Consider the following 15180-nt stretch of genomic DNA (forward strand, 5'->3'; position numbering starts at 1 on the left):
GTGGATTCCCGCTTTCGCGGGAATGACAAATTGCGTCCCTTTCGGCCATGGGCCTCGGCCTGACAGTACACAGTACTGTCAGACTGGTGAGGATTTGCCCGGTCGGCTGCACGTTACCCACAGATTTGTCGCACACCCATTTCGCCGACCGAGGCGGTTTTTTTGCGTTGTGCCGAACGCCTGGGCAAGCTACCCTAAGGCTTGGGCGCGCCGGGTGCGCACCCGCGAGGAGGGAATGTGACTCGACATCGAATACGGCACCGGCGAATCGGGTTGTTAGTGCTGGCGGCGGCAACGCTGGCACTGGTTCGGCCGGTGAGCGCCCTGGTGTCCACGCTGAGCCCTGCCTCCTACACCACAACCGGCGGCAGCGACGGCGGGCAGCCGGTCGGCAACCTGGCCGTGCGCGACCAATCGGGCACACAGAACGATTTCAACAAGTACGTCGAATTCACCACACCGGCCGGCGTGAACTACCAGGGGTACCGCAGTTACCTGCTCCCCAGCGGCGTCGCCGCGTCCTCGATCCGCGTGCTGCTGCTGACGGCCAACTTCATGGGGCCGGCCAAGGTCGATCAGGCTTGGACGTGGTCGATCTACAATTGGACCACCGGTTCGTGGATCCGCTTGGGCGACAACATGCGGGTGCGGAGCTGGGTGTGGCGCCGCTTCGTGTTCCGCGTCCCCCGCCCCTTTGCCGACTACGCCGAACCCGGCACCGGCGAAATCCGCATCCGCCTGGAATCGAACAGCGACGTGGATGACGCGGATCTGGACTACGAAGCCTTGATGGTGATCAGCAGCGCAGCGCGCGCGGCCACCCCGACCCGAACCCCGACCCCAGCCCCGACACCGACGCCGACGGTCAATGCCTCGGGTATCTGGCGGCCGGCGCTCAACACCAGCTGGCAGATCCAGTTCGGCGGTTTGCCGGTCGATCAAACCGTCGAGGCGCAGATGTACGACATCGATCTGTTCGACAACGATGCCAGCATCGTCGCCGCGTTGCACGCGCAGGGGCGCAAGGTGGTCTGCTACCTGAGCGCCGGCAGTTGGGAGAACTGGCGGCCTGATGCCGGCCAGTTTCCGGCCGCGGTCTTGGGCAGCGATCTGGAGGGGTGGCCGGGCGAGAAATGGCTCGACATCCGCCAGCTCGGCGTGCTCGGACCGCTGATGGAAGCGCGCCTGGATCAGTGCAAGGCGAAGGGCTTCGACGGCGTCGACCCCGACAACGTCGATGGCTACACCAATAACAGCGGCTTCCCGCTCAGCGCCCAAGATCAGCTCGCCTACAACCGCTTCCTGGCCAATGCCGCGCACGCCCGCGGCCTCTCGATCGGCCTCAAGAACGATCTCGCCCAGGTGAACGAGCTGGTGGCCGATTTCGACTGGCAACTCAACGAGCAATGCTTCCAGTACAACGAATGTAACGCCCTGATGCCTTTCATCACCGCGGGCAAGCCGGTGTTCAACCTCGAGTACAATCTGGCGACCAGCCAGTTCTGCGCGCAGGCCAACGCGCTGAACTTCAACTCGCTAAAGAAGCGCCTCGCGCTTGATGCCTACCGCGTGCCGTGCCGCTAGGCCGGGCCGCCGAAATCCGCGATCGCTACTGCCCGCGAACACCGCCGCGGCAAGGGCGGTAGGCGCGGGGCGCAGCCCGGCGTTGCTCGTGCTGGCTCTAGCCGGCGGCATTGCTCTGGTGGTTAGCCTGGTCTACCGGCCAGTGCTCTCAGCACGGGCGCTGGCCTTCGATGATCACCAGTACCTGGTGGAAAACGCCGCGATCAAGCACCCGAGCTGGGCCTCGGCCCGCCGCTTCTTCATCGAGATCACAGCTCCCTCGACCGTCGAGGGCTACTATCAGCCGCTGACCATGGTGTCGCTAATGCTCGATTGTGCCGCCGGCGGCGGGCCGAGCTTCTTGCGTCCGTTTCGGCGCACCAGCCTAATGCTGCACGTTGCCAACACGCTGCTGGTCTTCGGCCTGCTTCAGGCCTTGTTCGGCGCGCCGTGGGCGGCGGCGGTGCTGGCGCTGGGCTTCGGGCTCCACCCGCTCACGGTGGAATCGACCGCCTGGCTGAGCCAGCGCAAGACCGTGCTGGCAACCTGCTTCTCACTGGCGAGTCTGCTCACTGCCGTAAGCTATAGCCGGCGCCCGCACTGGTTGCGCTTGGCTGCCTCCTGGCTGCTTTACGTGCTGGCGCTGCTGGCCAAGCCCACCAGCGTACCGCTGCCCGCTCTCCTGTTGATCCTCGACTGGTGGCCGCTGGCGCGCCTGAGCCGTCGGGCGGTCATGGAGAAGATCCCGTTCTTCGCGGCCGGCGGCGCTGCGGCGGTGATAACACTGGTGTCACAAGCGAGCACTGCAGGTGCATCCGTACCGGCGGCAGCTGCGCCCGAGTTTCTCCCGCTCTTGCTCGCTCATAACATGTTCTTCTACCTGGTGAAGGTTGTCTACCCGCGTGATCTCGCCGTGTACTATCCTTTTCCGGAACCGTTCACGCTCAGTCAGCCGGCGATTCTGGCCGGCGTGCTGGGCAGTGTCGTGCTACTGATCGGCCTCGCCGCTTCGTTGCGTTGGACGCGGAGCGCGCTTGCCGGCTGGTTGTTCTTCACGGTGGCGCTCCTACCCAGCATGAGCGGGATCGGTTTTACCGAGGTAGTAGCTGCCGATCGTTTTGTTTACCTTCCTGCGGTTGGACTTCTGTTCAGCCTGGCGGCGCTGGTGCAATGGAGCCTGCGTTCATGGCGGACTCGCAGTCGCACCGCTGTACTCGGCATGCTGGCTGTGGCCGTGCTGCTGGCACAGGCACGGGCGACGCGCGCACAGCTGGCTCACTGGCAGGACAGTGTGCAGCTCACGCGCCGGGCCTTGAGCTTGGCCCCCGCGGCGGGCCGCGTGCACCATTTCCACGGCACCGCTCTGCTCGAAGCCGGCGACCCCGCCGGGGCCCTGACACACTACCGCGAGGCGTTGCGGCTTGGCCCCCAGACACCTGAGCTGCAGTACGACCTCGGCCTCGCGCTGCTTCTACGTGGGCAGAGCGAAGAAGCTATGGGCCGGTTCCGGGCGGCGATCGAGACCAAGGCGAACTTCCCGGCGGCGCATTACAACCTCGGCATCGCCCTGGTCGAGCGTGGCGACACGCAAGACGGTCTCGCGCACTTGCGCCGCGCGGTCGCGCTCAAGCCGGAATTCGCCGAGGCCCACCATGGCCTCGGCAACGTTCTGGCTGACCAGGGGCAGCTCGACGTCGCGATCGCTCATCTGCGCACGGCGGTCGAACTGGAGCCCGGTTTCGCAGCCGCCCACAACGATCTGGGTGCGTTGCTCGAGCGCCGGGGCGACCTCAGCGATGCGTTGCGGCACTTCAGCGAAGCGCTCCGCCTGCAACCGGACCTGGCTTTGGCACGCGACAACCAGGCGCGGGTCGCGGCCCGCCTGCGCCAGCCCCCTACCCGCTAGTTGCTCGCTCGAGCCGGACGAAACGGAGAAGACGCTCACCATCGATGCGGGCGGTCTGACACCCGCCAACAAGCGCGTAGCCCGGCGAGTGCGCCGGCCCCGGGGTGGGCAGAATCAGGCAGGTGGGCTAATACTAACGCGGCAGCCCAAGCACGTCCGCCATGCTGTAACGGCCCGGGGGTTGGTCGATGAGCCAAAGCGCGGCACGCAGGGCACCGCGCGCCAGGCAATCACGGCTCTGCGAGCGATGCGTGAGTTCGAGCCGTTCGCCGAGACCGGCGAATATCACCGTGTGATCACCGACCGCATCGCCGCCGCGCAGTGTCATCATCCCGATCTCGTGCGCCCGGCGCTGGCCGACGAGCCCCTGGCGGCCATAGACCGCGCACTTCTCGAAGTCCCGCCCCAGCGCGCCGGCCACCGCCCGGCCAAGATGGAGCGCGGTGCCGCTGGGGGCGTCAACCTTCATGCGGTGGTGGATTTCGACGATCTCGGGGTCGAAGTCGTCGCCCAACAAGCTCGCCGCTTGACGCACCAGTTGCAACAGCACGTTGATGCCCACGCTCATGTTCGGTGCCACCACCGTGCGGGTCTGCGGCGCCAGCCGTTCGAGTTCAGCTTGCTCGGCCTGCGAGTAGCCGGTCGAGCCGATGACGATCGGCGCCCGGTGTTGCACGGCGGTGCGCAAGTGCGCGACCGCGGCGGCGGCGTTGGTGAAGTCGAGCGTGACCGCGTCGGGGCGGATGGCCTTCTCCAAGCTGTCGACGATCGGGACGTGCAGCGTGCCCAGTCCGGCCACCTCACCGGCATCGCGGCCGATGTTGGCCAAGCCCGCCGCCTCGACGGCACCGGCCAGCTTGGTCTGGGGCGACTGCGCCACCAGGTTGATCAGCGTCCGGCCCATCCGGCCGGCCGCGCCGCAGACGATGATCCCCAGAGCCATGTTCACAGTACTCCGAAGCTACGCAGCGCCTGGCGCAGCTTCTCGCGCGGCGCGTCGGTCATCGCCACCAGCGGCAGGCGCACCTCGTCGCGGCACAGCCCCATCAAGGCCAGCGCGGCCTTGACCGGGATCGGGTTGGTTTCCAGGAACAGCGCCTTCATCACCGGCAGTAAGCGGAAGTGCAGCGCGCGCGCCTCGGCCAAGTCGCCCCGCAGCATGGCCGCAGTCATCGCCGCCAGCTCCTTGGGCAAGATGTTCGAGGTTACCGAGATCACGCCGCAACCACCGACCGCCATGATCGGCAACGTCAGCGAGTCGTCGCCCGAATAGAGTTCGAGCCTGTCGCCGCACAAGCGCAACACTTCTTGGACCTCGTCGAGCGAGCCCGTGGCTTCCTTCAAGCCGATGATTTCATCGAGCTCGGCCAAGCGGGCCAGGGTGGCGGCCTCGATCTTCGACGCCGTCCGGCCGGGGATGTTGTAGACAATCAGCGGGCAGTGCGTGGCGGCCGCGATCGCCCGGTAATGGAGGAAGATGCCTTCTTGTGTCGGCTTGTTGTAGTAAGGAGAAATCAACAAGGCGGCGTCGGCGCCGGCTTCCTTGGCGGCTTTGGTCAGGGCGATCGCCTCGGCGGTCGAGTTCGAGCCGGTGCCGGCGATGACCGGCAGCCGGCCTTTGGCCAGCTTCACCACCAAGCCAACCATCTCGGCGTGCTCGGCGTGGGTTAGCGTCGCCGACTCGCCGGTGCTACCACAGGGCACCAGGGCGCTGGTGCCGCCCGCAATCTGCAGCTCGACTAGGCGGGCGAGTGCCTCCCTATCGATTTGCCCGTCGCGAAACGGGGTAACCAGCGCGGTCATCGACCCGCGGAAACGCGGAGCCATCATGCCACCTCCAATTCGCCGCTGAAGACCTCTTCGGCCGGGCCGGTCATCAACACCCGACCGTTCGCCTCGCGCCACTCGATCTCGAGATCGCCGCCGCGCAAGTGCACGGTAGCGCGCCGTTCGTTCTTGCCGTTCAGCACCCCCGCCACCACCGCCGCGCAGGCGCCAGTGCCGCAGGCTTGCGTTTCACCCGAACCGCGTTCCCACACCCGCAGGCGCAACTCACGCGGGCTCAGGGCGGTTACGAACTCAGTGTTAACACGTTGGGGGAAGAACGGATGGTGCTCGAAGCGCGGCCCGATGGTTTCCAGCGCCAGCCCATCGGCGTCGTCAACCCACACCACGCAGTGCGGGTTACCCATCGAAACACAGGTGATGCGGTAGCTCTGCCCGCCAACCTCGAGCGCGGCGTCGATCACGCGCCCGGCGGCGGCTACGGGAATGCGCGGTCCCTCGGTAATCGGCTCGCCCATGTCAACGGTGGCGCCGGCGACGCGCTCGCCGCGCAGGTGGAGTTGCAGCTCCTTGATGCCGGCGTCGGTTTCTACGCGCAGCGGGTTACGCCGCGCCAGCCCGTGCTCGTAGGCGTACTTGCCGACGCAGCGGATGCCGTTGCCGCACATCAGGCCGCGGCTGCCGTCGGCGTTGTACATTTCCATCCGGCAGTCGGCCACGCTCGACGGGCAGATCAGAATGAGGCCATCGGCGCCGACGCCGGTGTGCCGCGGGCTGACGCGGCGCGCGAGCGCGGCCGGATCACGCACCGACTGGGCACAGGCATCGACGTAGACGTAGTCGTTACCGAGGCCGTGCATCTTGGTGAAGCGAAGCGTGGGCATGGCGCTATCCGGTACCACGCACGAGTACCACGCGCGCCTTCGCCCGGTCAATTTCCCGACCCGCCCCACCTCCCACGATCGTGCGGCTACCTCCGCTGCCTCATCCTGGTGAGATGGCGACGCACCCAGTCGGCCAGCTCGGGTTCACCAAGGCCGTGATCGGCTACAGCCAACATCAGCTGCACCACCTCGGTGTCGGTCGCATTCAACTCGTAGCCGTTGAGCTCGACAAAGGTGGCCATGATCAGGAATGCCACCCGTTTGTTTCCATCGCGATGCGGGGGGCTCGTCGTCAGGCGCCAGCCGTAGGCGGCAGCAAGTTCCGCCAAGCCGGTCTCGGCTTCGTAGTGCCACCGATTTCGCGGTCGTGCCCGGGCCGTCAAGGACGGCCGAACCCGTTGGATTGGCCTGCTCTCTTGACCGGGTGCCCGTGCCGGCAATAATGGCGGCAGCGGTGGATCATGGACGCGTGACAATGAGTCAGCGCAAGAACCTGGCGATTCTCGTGGGCGGCGGGCCGGCTCCCGGTATCAACAGCGTCATCGGCGCCGCCACTATCCGCAGCCTGCTCGAAGGCGTCGATGTTTTGGGCATCCGCGACGGCTTCGAGTGGATCATGCACGGTAACATCGACCACGTCCGCGAGCTGACCATGGACGATGTCAGCCGCATCCACTTCCGCGGCGGCTCCTACATCGGCATCTCGCGCGCCAACCCGACGCTCGAACCGCAACACCTGGAGAACACCGTCATCTCGCTGCTGCGGCTCAACGTCGCCATGCTCATCACCATCGGCGGCGACGACACCGCCTTTTCGGCCATGAAGCTGGAAGAGAAGTCGGCCGGGCGCATCCGCGTGGTCCACGTCCCCAAGACCATCGACAACGATCTCGACCTGCCGCCGCACATCGACACGTTCGGATTCCAAACCGCGCGCCATATCGGCGTGGAGATCGTCAAGAACCTCATGGTCGATGCCGAAACCACCTCGCGCTGGTACTTCGTCATCGCCATGGGCCGCAAGGCCGGCCACTTGGCCTTGGGCATCGGCAAAGCCGCCGGCGCCACTCTTACGCTCATCCCCGAGGAGTTCGGTGCCGACAAGATCCGCTTCAAGGCCATCGTCGACACGCTGGTCGGGGCGATCATCAAGCGGCTCAGCAGCGGCCGGCGCGACGGAGTGGCGGTGATTGCCGAAGGGGTGGTGCTGGGGATCGAGCCCGAGGACCTGGCGCAACTCAAGGACATCGAGCGCGACGCCCACGGCAATGTGCGCATCGCCGAGGTCGATCTCGGTGAGATTCTCAAACGCGCGGTGCAGGACCGGCTCAGGCAATTCGCCATCAAGACCACGGTGGTGGCCAAGAACATCGGCTACGAGCTGCGCTGCGCCGATCCCATCCCGTATGACATGGAGTACACTCGCGACCTTGGTTACTGCGCCGCCAAGTATCTCCTGGGCGGCGCCAACGCGGTGATGGTATCGATGCAAGGCGGCAACTTCGTGCCGATCCCGTTCGCCGACTTGATCGATCCGCAGACCGGCCGGGCACGGGTTCGCCTGCTCGATATCCACTCCACCCGCTACGCCATCGCCCGCCGCTACATGATCCGCCTGCGCCGCGACGATTTCGACGACCCGCACGAGCTGGCTAAGTTCGCCGCCACCGCCGGCTTGTCGCTGCAAGAGTTTCGCGCGCAGTTCGAGTACCTGATTCAAGCCGAGCCGCCGGCGTTGGTCATGGAACCACCGCGGCAGGCGACGCCGTAGCCGCGCACGATCCCGCTCAAGTCAGGGCCGCGACCACTCCGGCGGCCGACTACGCCGAGCCGGTCTGCCGCAGATACATCTGCATGTCGAAGTAGTCGCGCCAGGCGGCGATCTTGCCGTCGCGCACCACAAACACGCCGGCCACCGGCAAGCTCACTTGCCGGCCGCCGACCACAAAGCGGTCGATGCGCTCGTTGAGCACGACATCGTCCACCGACGCCATGTGGAGGATCTCGAATTCCGCCCGCTCGGCCGGGGCGACGAACATCTCGAAGGTGCTACGGATTCCTTCCAGGCCCCGCACCGGCTGCAGCGGTACGTTGTGATAGACCGCGTCGGGGGTGAAGAAACCGAGCAGCTCGTCGATGTCCCGGCGGGCGAACGCGGCGCAGAAACTGCGCACGACCTCTTCTGTTCTTGCGCTCATCGCAGACCTCCAAGTGTGGCCGCCGGTGGCTAAGCCGCTGTCGGCGCCACCTCCTCGGCCTTGACGCCCTGCTCGATGCAAGTCCGGCACAGCGGCACGTTCCGCAAGACGCCCTTGACCCTAACCAGCACGCCGGTGATCTGTGGTTGGTTGGGGTGGCGCTGGCTCGGAAAGGCTTTACCGCAGCCGGCACAAGTGGCTGATAGTGCTTTGTTGTCACCTGCTGACATCGTTCTCCTCCATAGCTATGGAAACCGCCGGCGTGACTTCTCGCCAGCGGCTAGGGTTGGCTTGCCGGCGGCAAGCGATCGGGCCGTTTGCCGGTGCGGCGCTGCACCAGGGCATCGGCCAAGGCGGCGAACTCTTCGGCCTCTCCGGTGGTGGTGCAGGGTGCGTCGCGCAGTTGCGCGCGCTCGGCCAGGTCCAACGCCTGCCACTCCTTGAGATGGACCTTGATGCCGACGCGATCGAGCTTGGTGCGGATCGCTCTGGGCATCAAAGTCAACGCGGCTTCGAGTTCGGCTTGTTGTGCCGGATCCATTCCATGATCCTGCTGCGCTTGCTCTAGCGGGCGCAGGTGCCCTTCGTCAATCGCCGGCCGCTGCCGCCGGCGGATTGCACGCGCCGGCGCGCGGTTGCTATAGTTCGGGCATTGCCGGAGGAAGTTATGAACGAAGAAGCCATCCTGGAAGAAGAGGCGATTGCGGCCGAGCGCGTGGAAGAAGCGCGGGCACTGGGAGTGGCCATTTTGAGCAAGCCGATTGCGGCTTTGGCAACGTTGCGCCCACCGATCTGCCTGTCGCCGGAGGTCAGCATCCGGCGCGCGATCGAAGAGATGAACGACGACCGGGTGGGCTGCGTGCTGATCGAGCGGGGCGGTAAGCTGGTGGGGATCTTCACCGAACGCGACGTGTTGACCAAGGTGGTCACCACCGGCATCGACATCGACAGCACGCCGGTGGAAAGCGTGATGACGAGCGCCCCGGAGACCTTGTCTATGGAGATCGGCATCGCCTATGCGCTCAACAAGATGATCGTCGGCGGCTTTCGCCACATTCCACTGGTCGATGCCGCCAACCGGCCGACGGGGTTGATCGCCATGCGCAACGTGGTCGAGTACATGGTCGACCTGTTTCCCAACGAGGTCTTCAACCTGCCGCCCGAGCCCGGGCGCAACATCTCGCACACCCGCGAAGGCGCCTGAGCGCAGCGGCGGTTGCAGAAGCCGGCCGAACCCCGGCGGTTCATGTTCGCGGCCGGCCGAATTCCGGAGCCGTGTTGGTGACAATCGCGTCCACCCCGGCAGCCGCCAACCTGGGCAGATGATGCTCGGCAGCGGTGCCGGCGTCGAGTGTCCACGCCAACACCTTGACCTTGCGGGCGTGAAAGAAGCCCACCACATCGAGCCCGTCCTCGAGCGCGCGTAGTAGCGTGGGCCAGTGCAGCATGATTTCATCGAGCTGCGCCACCGCGGCGGCGAACGCCTCGAAGCGCACGCCCAGGTATTCGGCCAGCGGCAGCAGCGGCAGCGCCGCCAGCGGATGGTCGTCCCAGTAGCCGTAGACCCCGCGTTGGCGCGGAAAGGGCACGTCGTCGGGGCGCTCTTCCCAGTGATGGAAGTAGATCAAGGGATCGAAACCGAGCGCCAGCTGCGGCGCCGCCGCGCGCAATGCGCGCAGGTTCCAGTCGATCATGCTGCCGACGACGACGCGGCCGCCGAGTGGAGCGATCAGGCGCAGTAGACGCTCAACCATTTCCTCGCCCAGCGGCGTTTCTTCTTTGAGATCGATCTGCAGGGTGGCGCCGTTGTCGGCCAGGCGCTGCACCGCTTGTGACAACTTGGGCAGCCCCTCGGCCATGCCATCGTCCGCCGCGGTCTCGCGAATGGCGCGGCCGCCGGGTAGTGCCCGGTCGTGGTACAGTAGGAAGTCGCGATCACGCAGCGGGCGCACGTCGATCTCGATCCGTGTCGCGCCGGCAGCCAAAGCGGCATCGATGCCGGCCAGAGTATTGGGCGGCTGCGCGCACGTGCCCCGCGCCATGTGCCAGACGATCTCCACCGCTGGCACTCTAGCCGGTCGCAGGCCGCGGCGCGAGCGCCACTGCCGCCCTTGCGCTCAAGTCTCGGTAAGCAGGAAGTTCAAATCCTCGCGCGTGAGCGAGCGGGCGAAGCCGTCTTCGCCGAGGATGTCGCGCGCCAGTGCCGCCTTGCGTTGCTGGAGTTCCCAGATCTTTTCCTCGAGCGTGCCTTCGGCCAGCATGCGATAGGCAATCACGGTCCGGTCCTGACCGATGCGGTGGGTGCGGTCGATCGCCTGCGCCTCCACCGCCGGGTTCCACCAGGGATCGAAGAGCACGACGTAGCTGGCGGCGGTGAGGTTGAGGCCGGTGCCGCCGGCCTTGAGCGAGATCAAGAACACGCACGGGTCCGGGTCGTCTTGGAATGCCGCCACGATCTGCTCGCGTTTGACCGATTCTCCGGTGAGCAGGTGGTGGGTGATGGTGCGTTTGGCCATCGCCGCGCTGAGTAACTTCAGGCACTGTACGAACTGCGAGAACAGCAACACCTTGTGACCTTCGGCGAGCAGCGGTTCGAGCAGCTCGAACAGGGCGTCGAACTTGCCCGAGCCGAGGCTGCTCTTGCCGCCGGCCAGCGCCGGGTGGCAGCAGATCTGGCGCAAGCGGGTGAGAGCGGCGAGGATGACGATCTTGTTCTGCTTGATACCGCCAGGGGCCGCGCTCAGGGTCTCGACCAGCGCGCGGCTGCGTTGCAGCTCGGCGAGATAGAGTTGGCGCTGGCCCGGGGTCAGCTCGCAATCGCGCCGCTCTTCGATGCGCTCGGGCAAGTCGGTGGCCACTTCACGCTTCATGCGGCGCAACAGGATCGGGCGCAACTTGGCCGCCAGCAGCGTGCGCGCATGCGGCGGCGCATCGGGGCGGTCGAAGCGCGCGCCGAACTGCAGCCGGCTGCCCAAATAGCCGGGGTTGACGAAGCTGATGATGCTCCACAGATCGAGCGCGCGGTTCTCCAGCGGCGTGCCGGTGAGCGCCAGCCGATGGCGCGCCTGCAACTCGAGGGCAGCCTTGGTGACCACCGCGTCGGGATTCTTGATGTTCTGCGCCTCGTCGAGAATCGCCGCGCGCCACTCGAGCTCGCGCAAAGCCTCGATGTCACGCCGCAGCAACGCGTAGTTGGTCACGATCAGATCATGCTCGGGGATCTCGCGCCGCAACTCGTGCCGCTCGTTGCCGCGCGTGAGCAGCAGCACCCGTAACCCGGGCGTAAAGGCTTGCGCTTCGCGCGCCCAGTTGTGCACCACCGATGCCGGACAGACCACCAGGCTCGGCCCGTCATCGGGCTCAGTAGTGCGCAAGTGCTCCAGCCACGCCAGCGCCTGCACGGTCTTGCCCAGCCCCATGTCGTCGGCCAGCACCGCACCGATGCCGATCGACGAGGTGTAGGCGAGGAAGTCGAGCCCGGCTTGCTGATACGGCCGCAGCGTCGCCGTCAGCCCGGCCGGCGGCGCAATGCGTGGCAGACCCGTGAAGCTGGCCACGCGTTGGCGCAGCTCTTCGACCGCGCGCACCGCCGACTCGTCGGCGCCCATGCGCTCGAGGGCCGCGAGGCTCTCGGTCTTGGCCGCCGCCAGCTGCCACATGGTCAGGCGCTGCTCGCCTTGCCCGGGCTCGAGGCCCAGGTCGGCGAACACCGCCATCGCCTCTTCATGCACCGCGGCCACATCGCGGTGCACCCAGCCTGAGGGCAGCTTGACGAACGCGGCCTTCGCCGAGCGCAGCTTGGCGAGGTCGGCATCACTCAAGCGCAAGCCTTCGCTTTGCCATTCGGCGGAGACCGAGAACCAGTCGATGCCGCTGGCGGTAATGCGCACCCGCGGCGTCACCCGGGCGCGTCCGCTCAGCAGCCGGCGAATGCGCTCGGTGCCGAAATACGCCGCTCCCGGCGGCCGCTGCGCCCACGCCTCGGCGAACCCAGCCATGCGGCGGGCACTGGCCCGCAGCCACCAGCCGACGTTGCGATCGGGCCAGACGGGCTCGTATCCGCCCGGTCCGCGCTTGAGACCGGAGGCGGCCTCGGTCTGCTCTAGCCACGCCGTCACCGGCTGCACCGCCTCCGGCTGCGGGGCCTCGATCCAGATGTCCGTATCGGGCATCGGTATCGACAGCGTGCGCGGCTCCGGCGCCGCCTCTGGCGCCACCAGGTCGCCGCCCGCGGGGCTGGGTTCTGGGCCTTCACCGGTGATGGCGCCGTATTCCGGATCGGCCGCGGTCTCATTTTGCCGCAGCCAACCGCGCTCGGGGCTGTACTCGAACACGATGACGCCATCTTGCGGCGCAGTGCCGGGCTGCCAGTCGCCGGTGTAAGCCAAGAGCCGCAACTGTAACCAATCGTCGTCGCGCAGATCGAGGGTAACGGCGGTGCGCACCTCATGCAGCCGGGTATGCGGCCCGAGCGCCTCGGCCAAGTGGGGAAAGCGGGAAGCGAGCAAACCGATCAGCTGCGCGCGTTCGGCCGGCGGCAACGCCAAGCCGCCGACCGCCCGGAAGCGCTCCAGCACCGGCTCCGGCGGCTCTTCGAGCAGCAGCGAGAACTCGCCCGCCGCGAGCACGAGGTTGGGCTGCCATTGGCCCGCCTCGCTGGAGCCGTCCACATACACCACCTCGTCGAAGCTGCGCTGCTCACCATCCGGCCACAGGAAGCGAAGGTCGAGGTAGAGCGAGTCGCCGCGCGCCACCAACATCGGCAACAACCGGGCCGGATCGGTTCGCAGGCGGACCGGCCCGTTGGGGATCACGCCGGCACGCGCCGCCAGCTGCTGGTCTAGTTTGTCGGACCATACCGCCATCGCGGATTCACCCGCGTGGGCATTGGCCGAGAGGCGCAGCAGCAAGGATCGCAGTTCGGCACCGCGCAGGTAGCGGGAACCTTCATAGCCGCCGCCATAGGGCCAGGCGTAGAAGTTGTCGCTGCCGCCGACACCGCTGGTGACCAGCCAGTCGAGCAGTGCCGCCTCTTCGGGGGCGAACAGATCGGCGGAGCGGCGTTGCTGGGTGCACAGCTGTTGCAGCTGCTGCATCGTACGCGGCTCGTCGAACAGGCGCGGGGTGGTGACCCGCGCCTCCACGCTCACCCCGGCGTCGCCGCCGGCGCGAGCACGCAGTCCGAAGATCAGCCGCAGGCTGCGCTGTGAATTCTTGCGCCGCTGCGCCGCCCAGGCCACCACCAGGTCCGCCAATTCACTGCGAGTTCGATCGGCGCGGCGGGCCGATAGCTCGGGACGATCGCGAAACGGCTCGAGCGCGGGCGGCAGCCAGCCACCGCCGCGAGCCTTGATTTCCGCCGCCAGCCGCCAGCACAGCAGGTCGGGATCGGACTCGCTCAAAATCCCCGTGAATGGCTCCCCATAGAGGTCGAGGTCGAGCGACATCCGGCCGAGCAGCTGCTGCACGTACTGCTTGCGACTCCAGGGCTCGGTGGCCGTCCGTAAGCGCTGCAGCGTTGCGAGGCCCGGCGTCCGTTGCTCGGAAAGCCGCTGCTCGGGCGCTCGCCGGGCTGACGCCGCCGGCAGGTCCAACAACGCCGGCTGGGACATGACCCGCGGCGGCAGCAGCCGCGCCAAGCGCGGGTCGCGGCGATTGATGGCGGCATCGTCGTGCGCCAGCACGCAACAACCGAGCGCGTAGGCATGCTTGCAATACGGCCCGACCGGACATGAACAACTCGGCAACCAGTGCCCGGCGTGCCAGGACCACTGCGTGTCGTAGGCGCCCGTACCGCGCACCTTGGCATGCACTCGCAAGCTGTCGAAGGTGAGCGCGCCAACGTGGCCTCCGGCAGCATAAACACGGCCGCGGTCGCTGACGTAGGTAGGAAATCGTCCCAGCTCGGTGACCAGCGCCCCCAGCGGTGCGACGGCAAGCAATTCGGATGCAAACGGGGCCGGTCGGTTCATGGAAGCCGGAGGAAAGTGGCAGAGAGCGCGCGACTTGACAAGGGCCGCGGGTTGACTCGCCGGGTCGCGGGGGTGAAATCAGTTGAGTTAGGCCTGCTAGCCGATGTCTGAGCCAGCGTCGGCATTGTCGCTGCGTATGACGCTGCGCTACGCCCGCTCCATTGCCGAAGGGGACGGGTTTGTTTTCAGCCCGGGCGAAAGGGTTCTCGGAACCACCACGCCCCTGTTTGCACTGATTCTGGCTGGTCTGCATTACCTAACCTCGGCCGACTTGATCTGGCTGGCCTACGGTATCGCGGTCGGCGCTCATGTCGCAGTCGCGCCGTTGGTCGCGGGCATGGGCGGGCAGAGCGAACGGCCGCTCGCGCCCCGTTCCGCTATCTGTGATCGCCAAGCTCGGCTACCCGTCCGGGCTGGCGCCGCTGGTGGCGGCGGAGAATTGCTGGTTCACGTTGCTGAGCGCCGCCTTCGCCTTGCCGCGCATGCCAAATGCTCTGGAGAGTATGCAGCCGAGTTTGTCCTGGTCGCGCAAATCCCCAACGGCGGGGGCGCGACCTTCGTCTGCGCGAACCGGGCGCGCGGCAGCGCCGCCAGCGTCCCGCCGCAATCGTGTCTCTTTCCGACGGTGCCGCCCAACCCGGCGCCCTCCGGAATCGACGATCCGTGCTTACCCCGCATTCTTGTCGCACCCCCGAATGCCAAGGGTGCGCGACAAATTTGTGGGTAACGCGGTTCGGTGTTATGGCCGTCATTCCCGCGAAAGCGGGAATCCAGTTTGGCGTTTGGCGCTATGGACAAGCAGTTCTGCGTTTACATCCTGGCCAGCAAACGGAACGGCACGCTGTACATTGGGGTGACCTCACAGCTAGCAA

14 protein-coding genes are annotated in these 15180 nt (G+C 66.7%); 5 read left to right on the plus strand and 9 right to left on the minus strand.

All coding sequences use genetic code 11. From position 1 onward, the window contains the following. Positions 1–237: 237 nt before the first annotated feature. Both HY699_22275 and HY699_22280 read left to right on the plus strand, forming a co-directional pair. Complete coding sequence (locus HY699_22275; GenBank protein MBI4518534.1) at positions 238–1584, plus strand: endo alpha-1,4 polygalactosaminidase; 1347 nt, start codon at positions 238–240, stop codon at positions 1582–1584. Between the two features lie 88 nt (positions 1585–1672). Then, positions 1673–3469: a tetratricopeptide repeat protein gene (locus tag HY699_22280; protein ID MBI4518535.1), complete on the plus strand. Its 1797-nt coding sequence runs from the start codon at positions 1673–1675 to the stop codon at positions 3467–3469. 133 nt (positions 3470–3602) lie between these two features. Here HY699_22280 and HY699_22285 read toward each other — a convergent pair whose 3' ends face one another. The 4 genes from HY699_22285 to HY699_22300 all read right to left on the minus strand — a co-directional run bounded on the left by HY699_22285 (position 3603) and on the right by HY699_22300 (position 6521). Next, complete coding sequence (locus HY699_22285) at positions 3603–4412, minus strand: 4-hydroxy-tetrahydrodipicolinate reductase (GenBank protein ID MBI4518536.1); 810 nt, start codon at positions 4410–4412, stop codon at positions 3603–3605. Between the two features lie 2 nt (positions 4413–4414). Continuing rightward, positions 4415–5296: a 4-hydroxy-tetrahydrodipicolinate synthase gene (locus tag HY699_22290; protein MBI4518537.1), complete on the minus strand. Its 882-nt coding sequence runs from the start codon at positions 5294–5296 to the stop codon at positions 4415–4417. Continuing rightward, positions 5296–6138 carry a diaminopimelate epimerase gene (locus HY699_22295; GenBank protein MBI4518538.1) on the minus strand — a complete coding sequence of 281 codons (843 nt, stop codon included), beginning with the start codon at positions 6136–6138 and terminating at the stop codon, positions 5296–5298. Before HY699_22295 ends, HY699_22290 begins: the two co-directional genes overlap by 1 nt. A gap of 86 nt (positions 6139–6224) precedes the next feature. Then, positions 6225–6521: a type II toxin-antitoxin system death-on-curing family toxin gene (locus tag HY699_22300; protein ID MBI4518539.1), complete on the minus strand. Its 297-nt coding sequence runs from the start codon at positions 6519–6521 to the stop codon at positions 6225–6227. Positions 6522–6580: 59 nt separating this feature from the next. Between HY699_22300 and HY699_22305 the strand changes: the two genes are divergently transcribed. Then, the gene (locus HY699_22305) at positions 6581–7909 is read left to right on the plus strand and encodes a 6-phosphofructokinase (GenBank protein MBI4518540.1); all 1329 of its coding nucleotides are present in this window, start codon (positions 6581–6583) and stop codon (positions 7907–7909) included. Between the two features lie 49 nt (positions 7910–7958). On the opposite strand, the gene HY699_22310 is transcribed toward HY699_22305, so the two are convergent. From HY699_22310 to HY699_22320, 3 genes are read right to left on the minus strand one after another with little or no spacing between them, the layout of a single operon-like run. Further along, entirely contained in the window at positions 7959–8336 is a 378-nt protein-coding gene (locus HY699_22310) for a nuclear transport factor 2 family protein (GenBank protein MBI4518541.1), read from the minus strand. Between the two features lie 29 nt (positions 8337–8365). Continuing rightward, a complete protein-coding gene (locus tag HY699_22315) occupies positions 8366–8566 on the minus strand; it encodes a hypothetical protein (protein ID MBI4518542.1) in 201 nt (66 codons plus the stop codon). 50 nt (positions 8567–8616) lie between these two features. Then, positions 8617–8877, minus strand: a complete 261-nt coding sequence (locus HY699_22320) for a hypothetical protein (protein MBI4518543.1) — start codon at positions 8875–8877, stop codon at positions 8617–8619. Between the two features lie 126 nt (positions 8878–9003). Here HY699_22320 and HY699_22325 point away from each other — a divergent pair, with 126 nt between their 5' ends. Continuing rightward, positions 9004–9540 (plus strand): CBS domain-containing protein, encoded by a 537-nt coding sequence (locus HY699_22325; GenBank protein MBI4518544.1) that lies wholly within the window; start codon positions 9004–9006, stop codon positions 9538–9540. Between the two features lie 40 nt (positions 9541–9580). Here the strand turns inward: HY699_22325 and HY699_22330 are convergent, their stop codons facing one another. Then, complete coding sequence (locus HY699_22330) at positions 9581–10396, minus strand: glycerophosphodiester phosphodiesterase (GenBank protein MBI4518545.1); 816 nt, start codon at positions 10394–10396, stop codon at positions 9581–9583. Positions 10397–10453: 57 nt separating this feature from the next. Continuing rightward, a complete protein-coding gene (locus HY699_22335; protein ID MBI4518546.1) occupies positions 10454–14308 on the minus strand; it encodes a DEAD/DEAH box helicase in 3855 nt (1284 codons plus the stop codon). A 136-nt stretch (positions 14309–14444) separates the two neighbouring features. Between HY699_22335 and HY699_22340 the strand changes: the two genes are divergently transcribed. Continuing rightward, positions 14445–15035 carry a hypothetical protein gene (locus tag HY699_22340; GenBank protein ID MBI4518547.1) on the plus strand — a complete coding sequence of 197 codons (591 nt, stop codon included), beginning with the start codon at positions 14445–14447 and terminating at the stop codon, positions 15033–15035. Positions 15036–15180: the final 145 nt, after the last annotated feature.

This window comes from Deltaproteobacteria bacterium (assembly GCA_016210005.1).
Lineage (GTDB): Bacteria > Desulfobacterota > Binatia > HRBIN30 > JACQVA1 > JACQVA1.

Excerpts from the sequence above, each read along its gene's own strand:
- HY699_22285 (MBI4518536.1), bottom strand. The coding sequence starts at position 4,412 with ATGGCTCTGGGGATCATCGTCTGCGGCGCGGCCGGCCGGATGGGCCGG.
- HY699_22290 (MBI4518537.1), bottom strand. The coding sequence starts at position 5,296 with ATGGCTCCGCGTTTCCGCGGGTCGATGACCGCGCTGGTTACCCCGTTT.
- HY699_22295 (MBI4518538.1), bottom strand. The coding sequence starts at position 6,138 with ATGCCCACGCTTCGCTTCACCAAGATGCACGGCCTCGGTAACGACTAC.
- HY699_22305 (MBI4518540.1), top strand. The coding sequence starts at position 6,581 with ATGGCGGCAGCGGTGGATCATGGACGCGTGACAATGAGTCAGCGCAAG.
- HY699_22310 (MBI4518541.1), bottom strand. The coding sequence starts at position 8,336 with ATGAGCGCAAGAACAGAAGAGGTCGTGCGCAGTTTCTGCGCCGCGTTC.
- HY699_22315 (MBI4518542.1), bottom strand. The coding sequence starts at position 8,566 with ATGTCAGCAGGTGACAACAAAGCACTATCAGCCACTTGTGCCGGCTGC.
- HY699_22320 (MBI4518543.1), bottom strand. The coding sequence starts at position 8,877 with ATGGATCCGGCACAACAAGCCGAACTCGAAGCCGCGTTGACTTTGATG.
- HY699_22325 (MBI4518544.1), top strand. The coding sequence starts at position 9,004 with ATGAACGAAGAAGCCATCCTGGAAGAAGAGGCGATTGCGGCCGAGCGC.
- HY699_22335 (MBI4518546.1), bottom strand. The coding sequence starts at position 14,308 with ATGAACCGACCGGCCCCGTTTGCATCCGAATTGCTTGCCGTCGCACCG.
- HY699_22340 (MBI4518547.1), top strand. The coding sequence starts at position 14,445 with ATGACGCTGCGCTACGCCCGCTCCATTGCCGAAGGGGACGGGTTTGTT.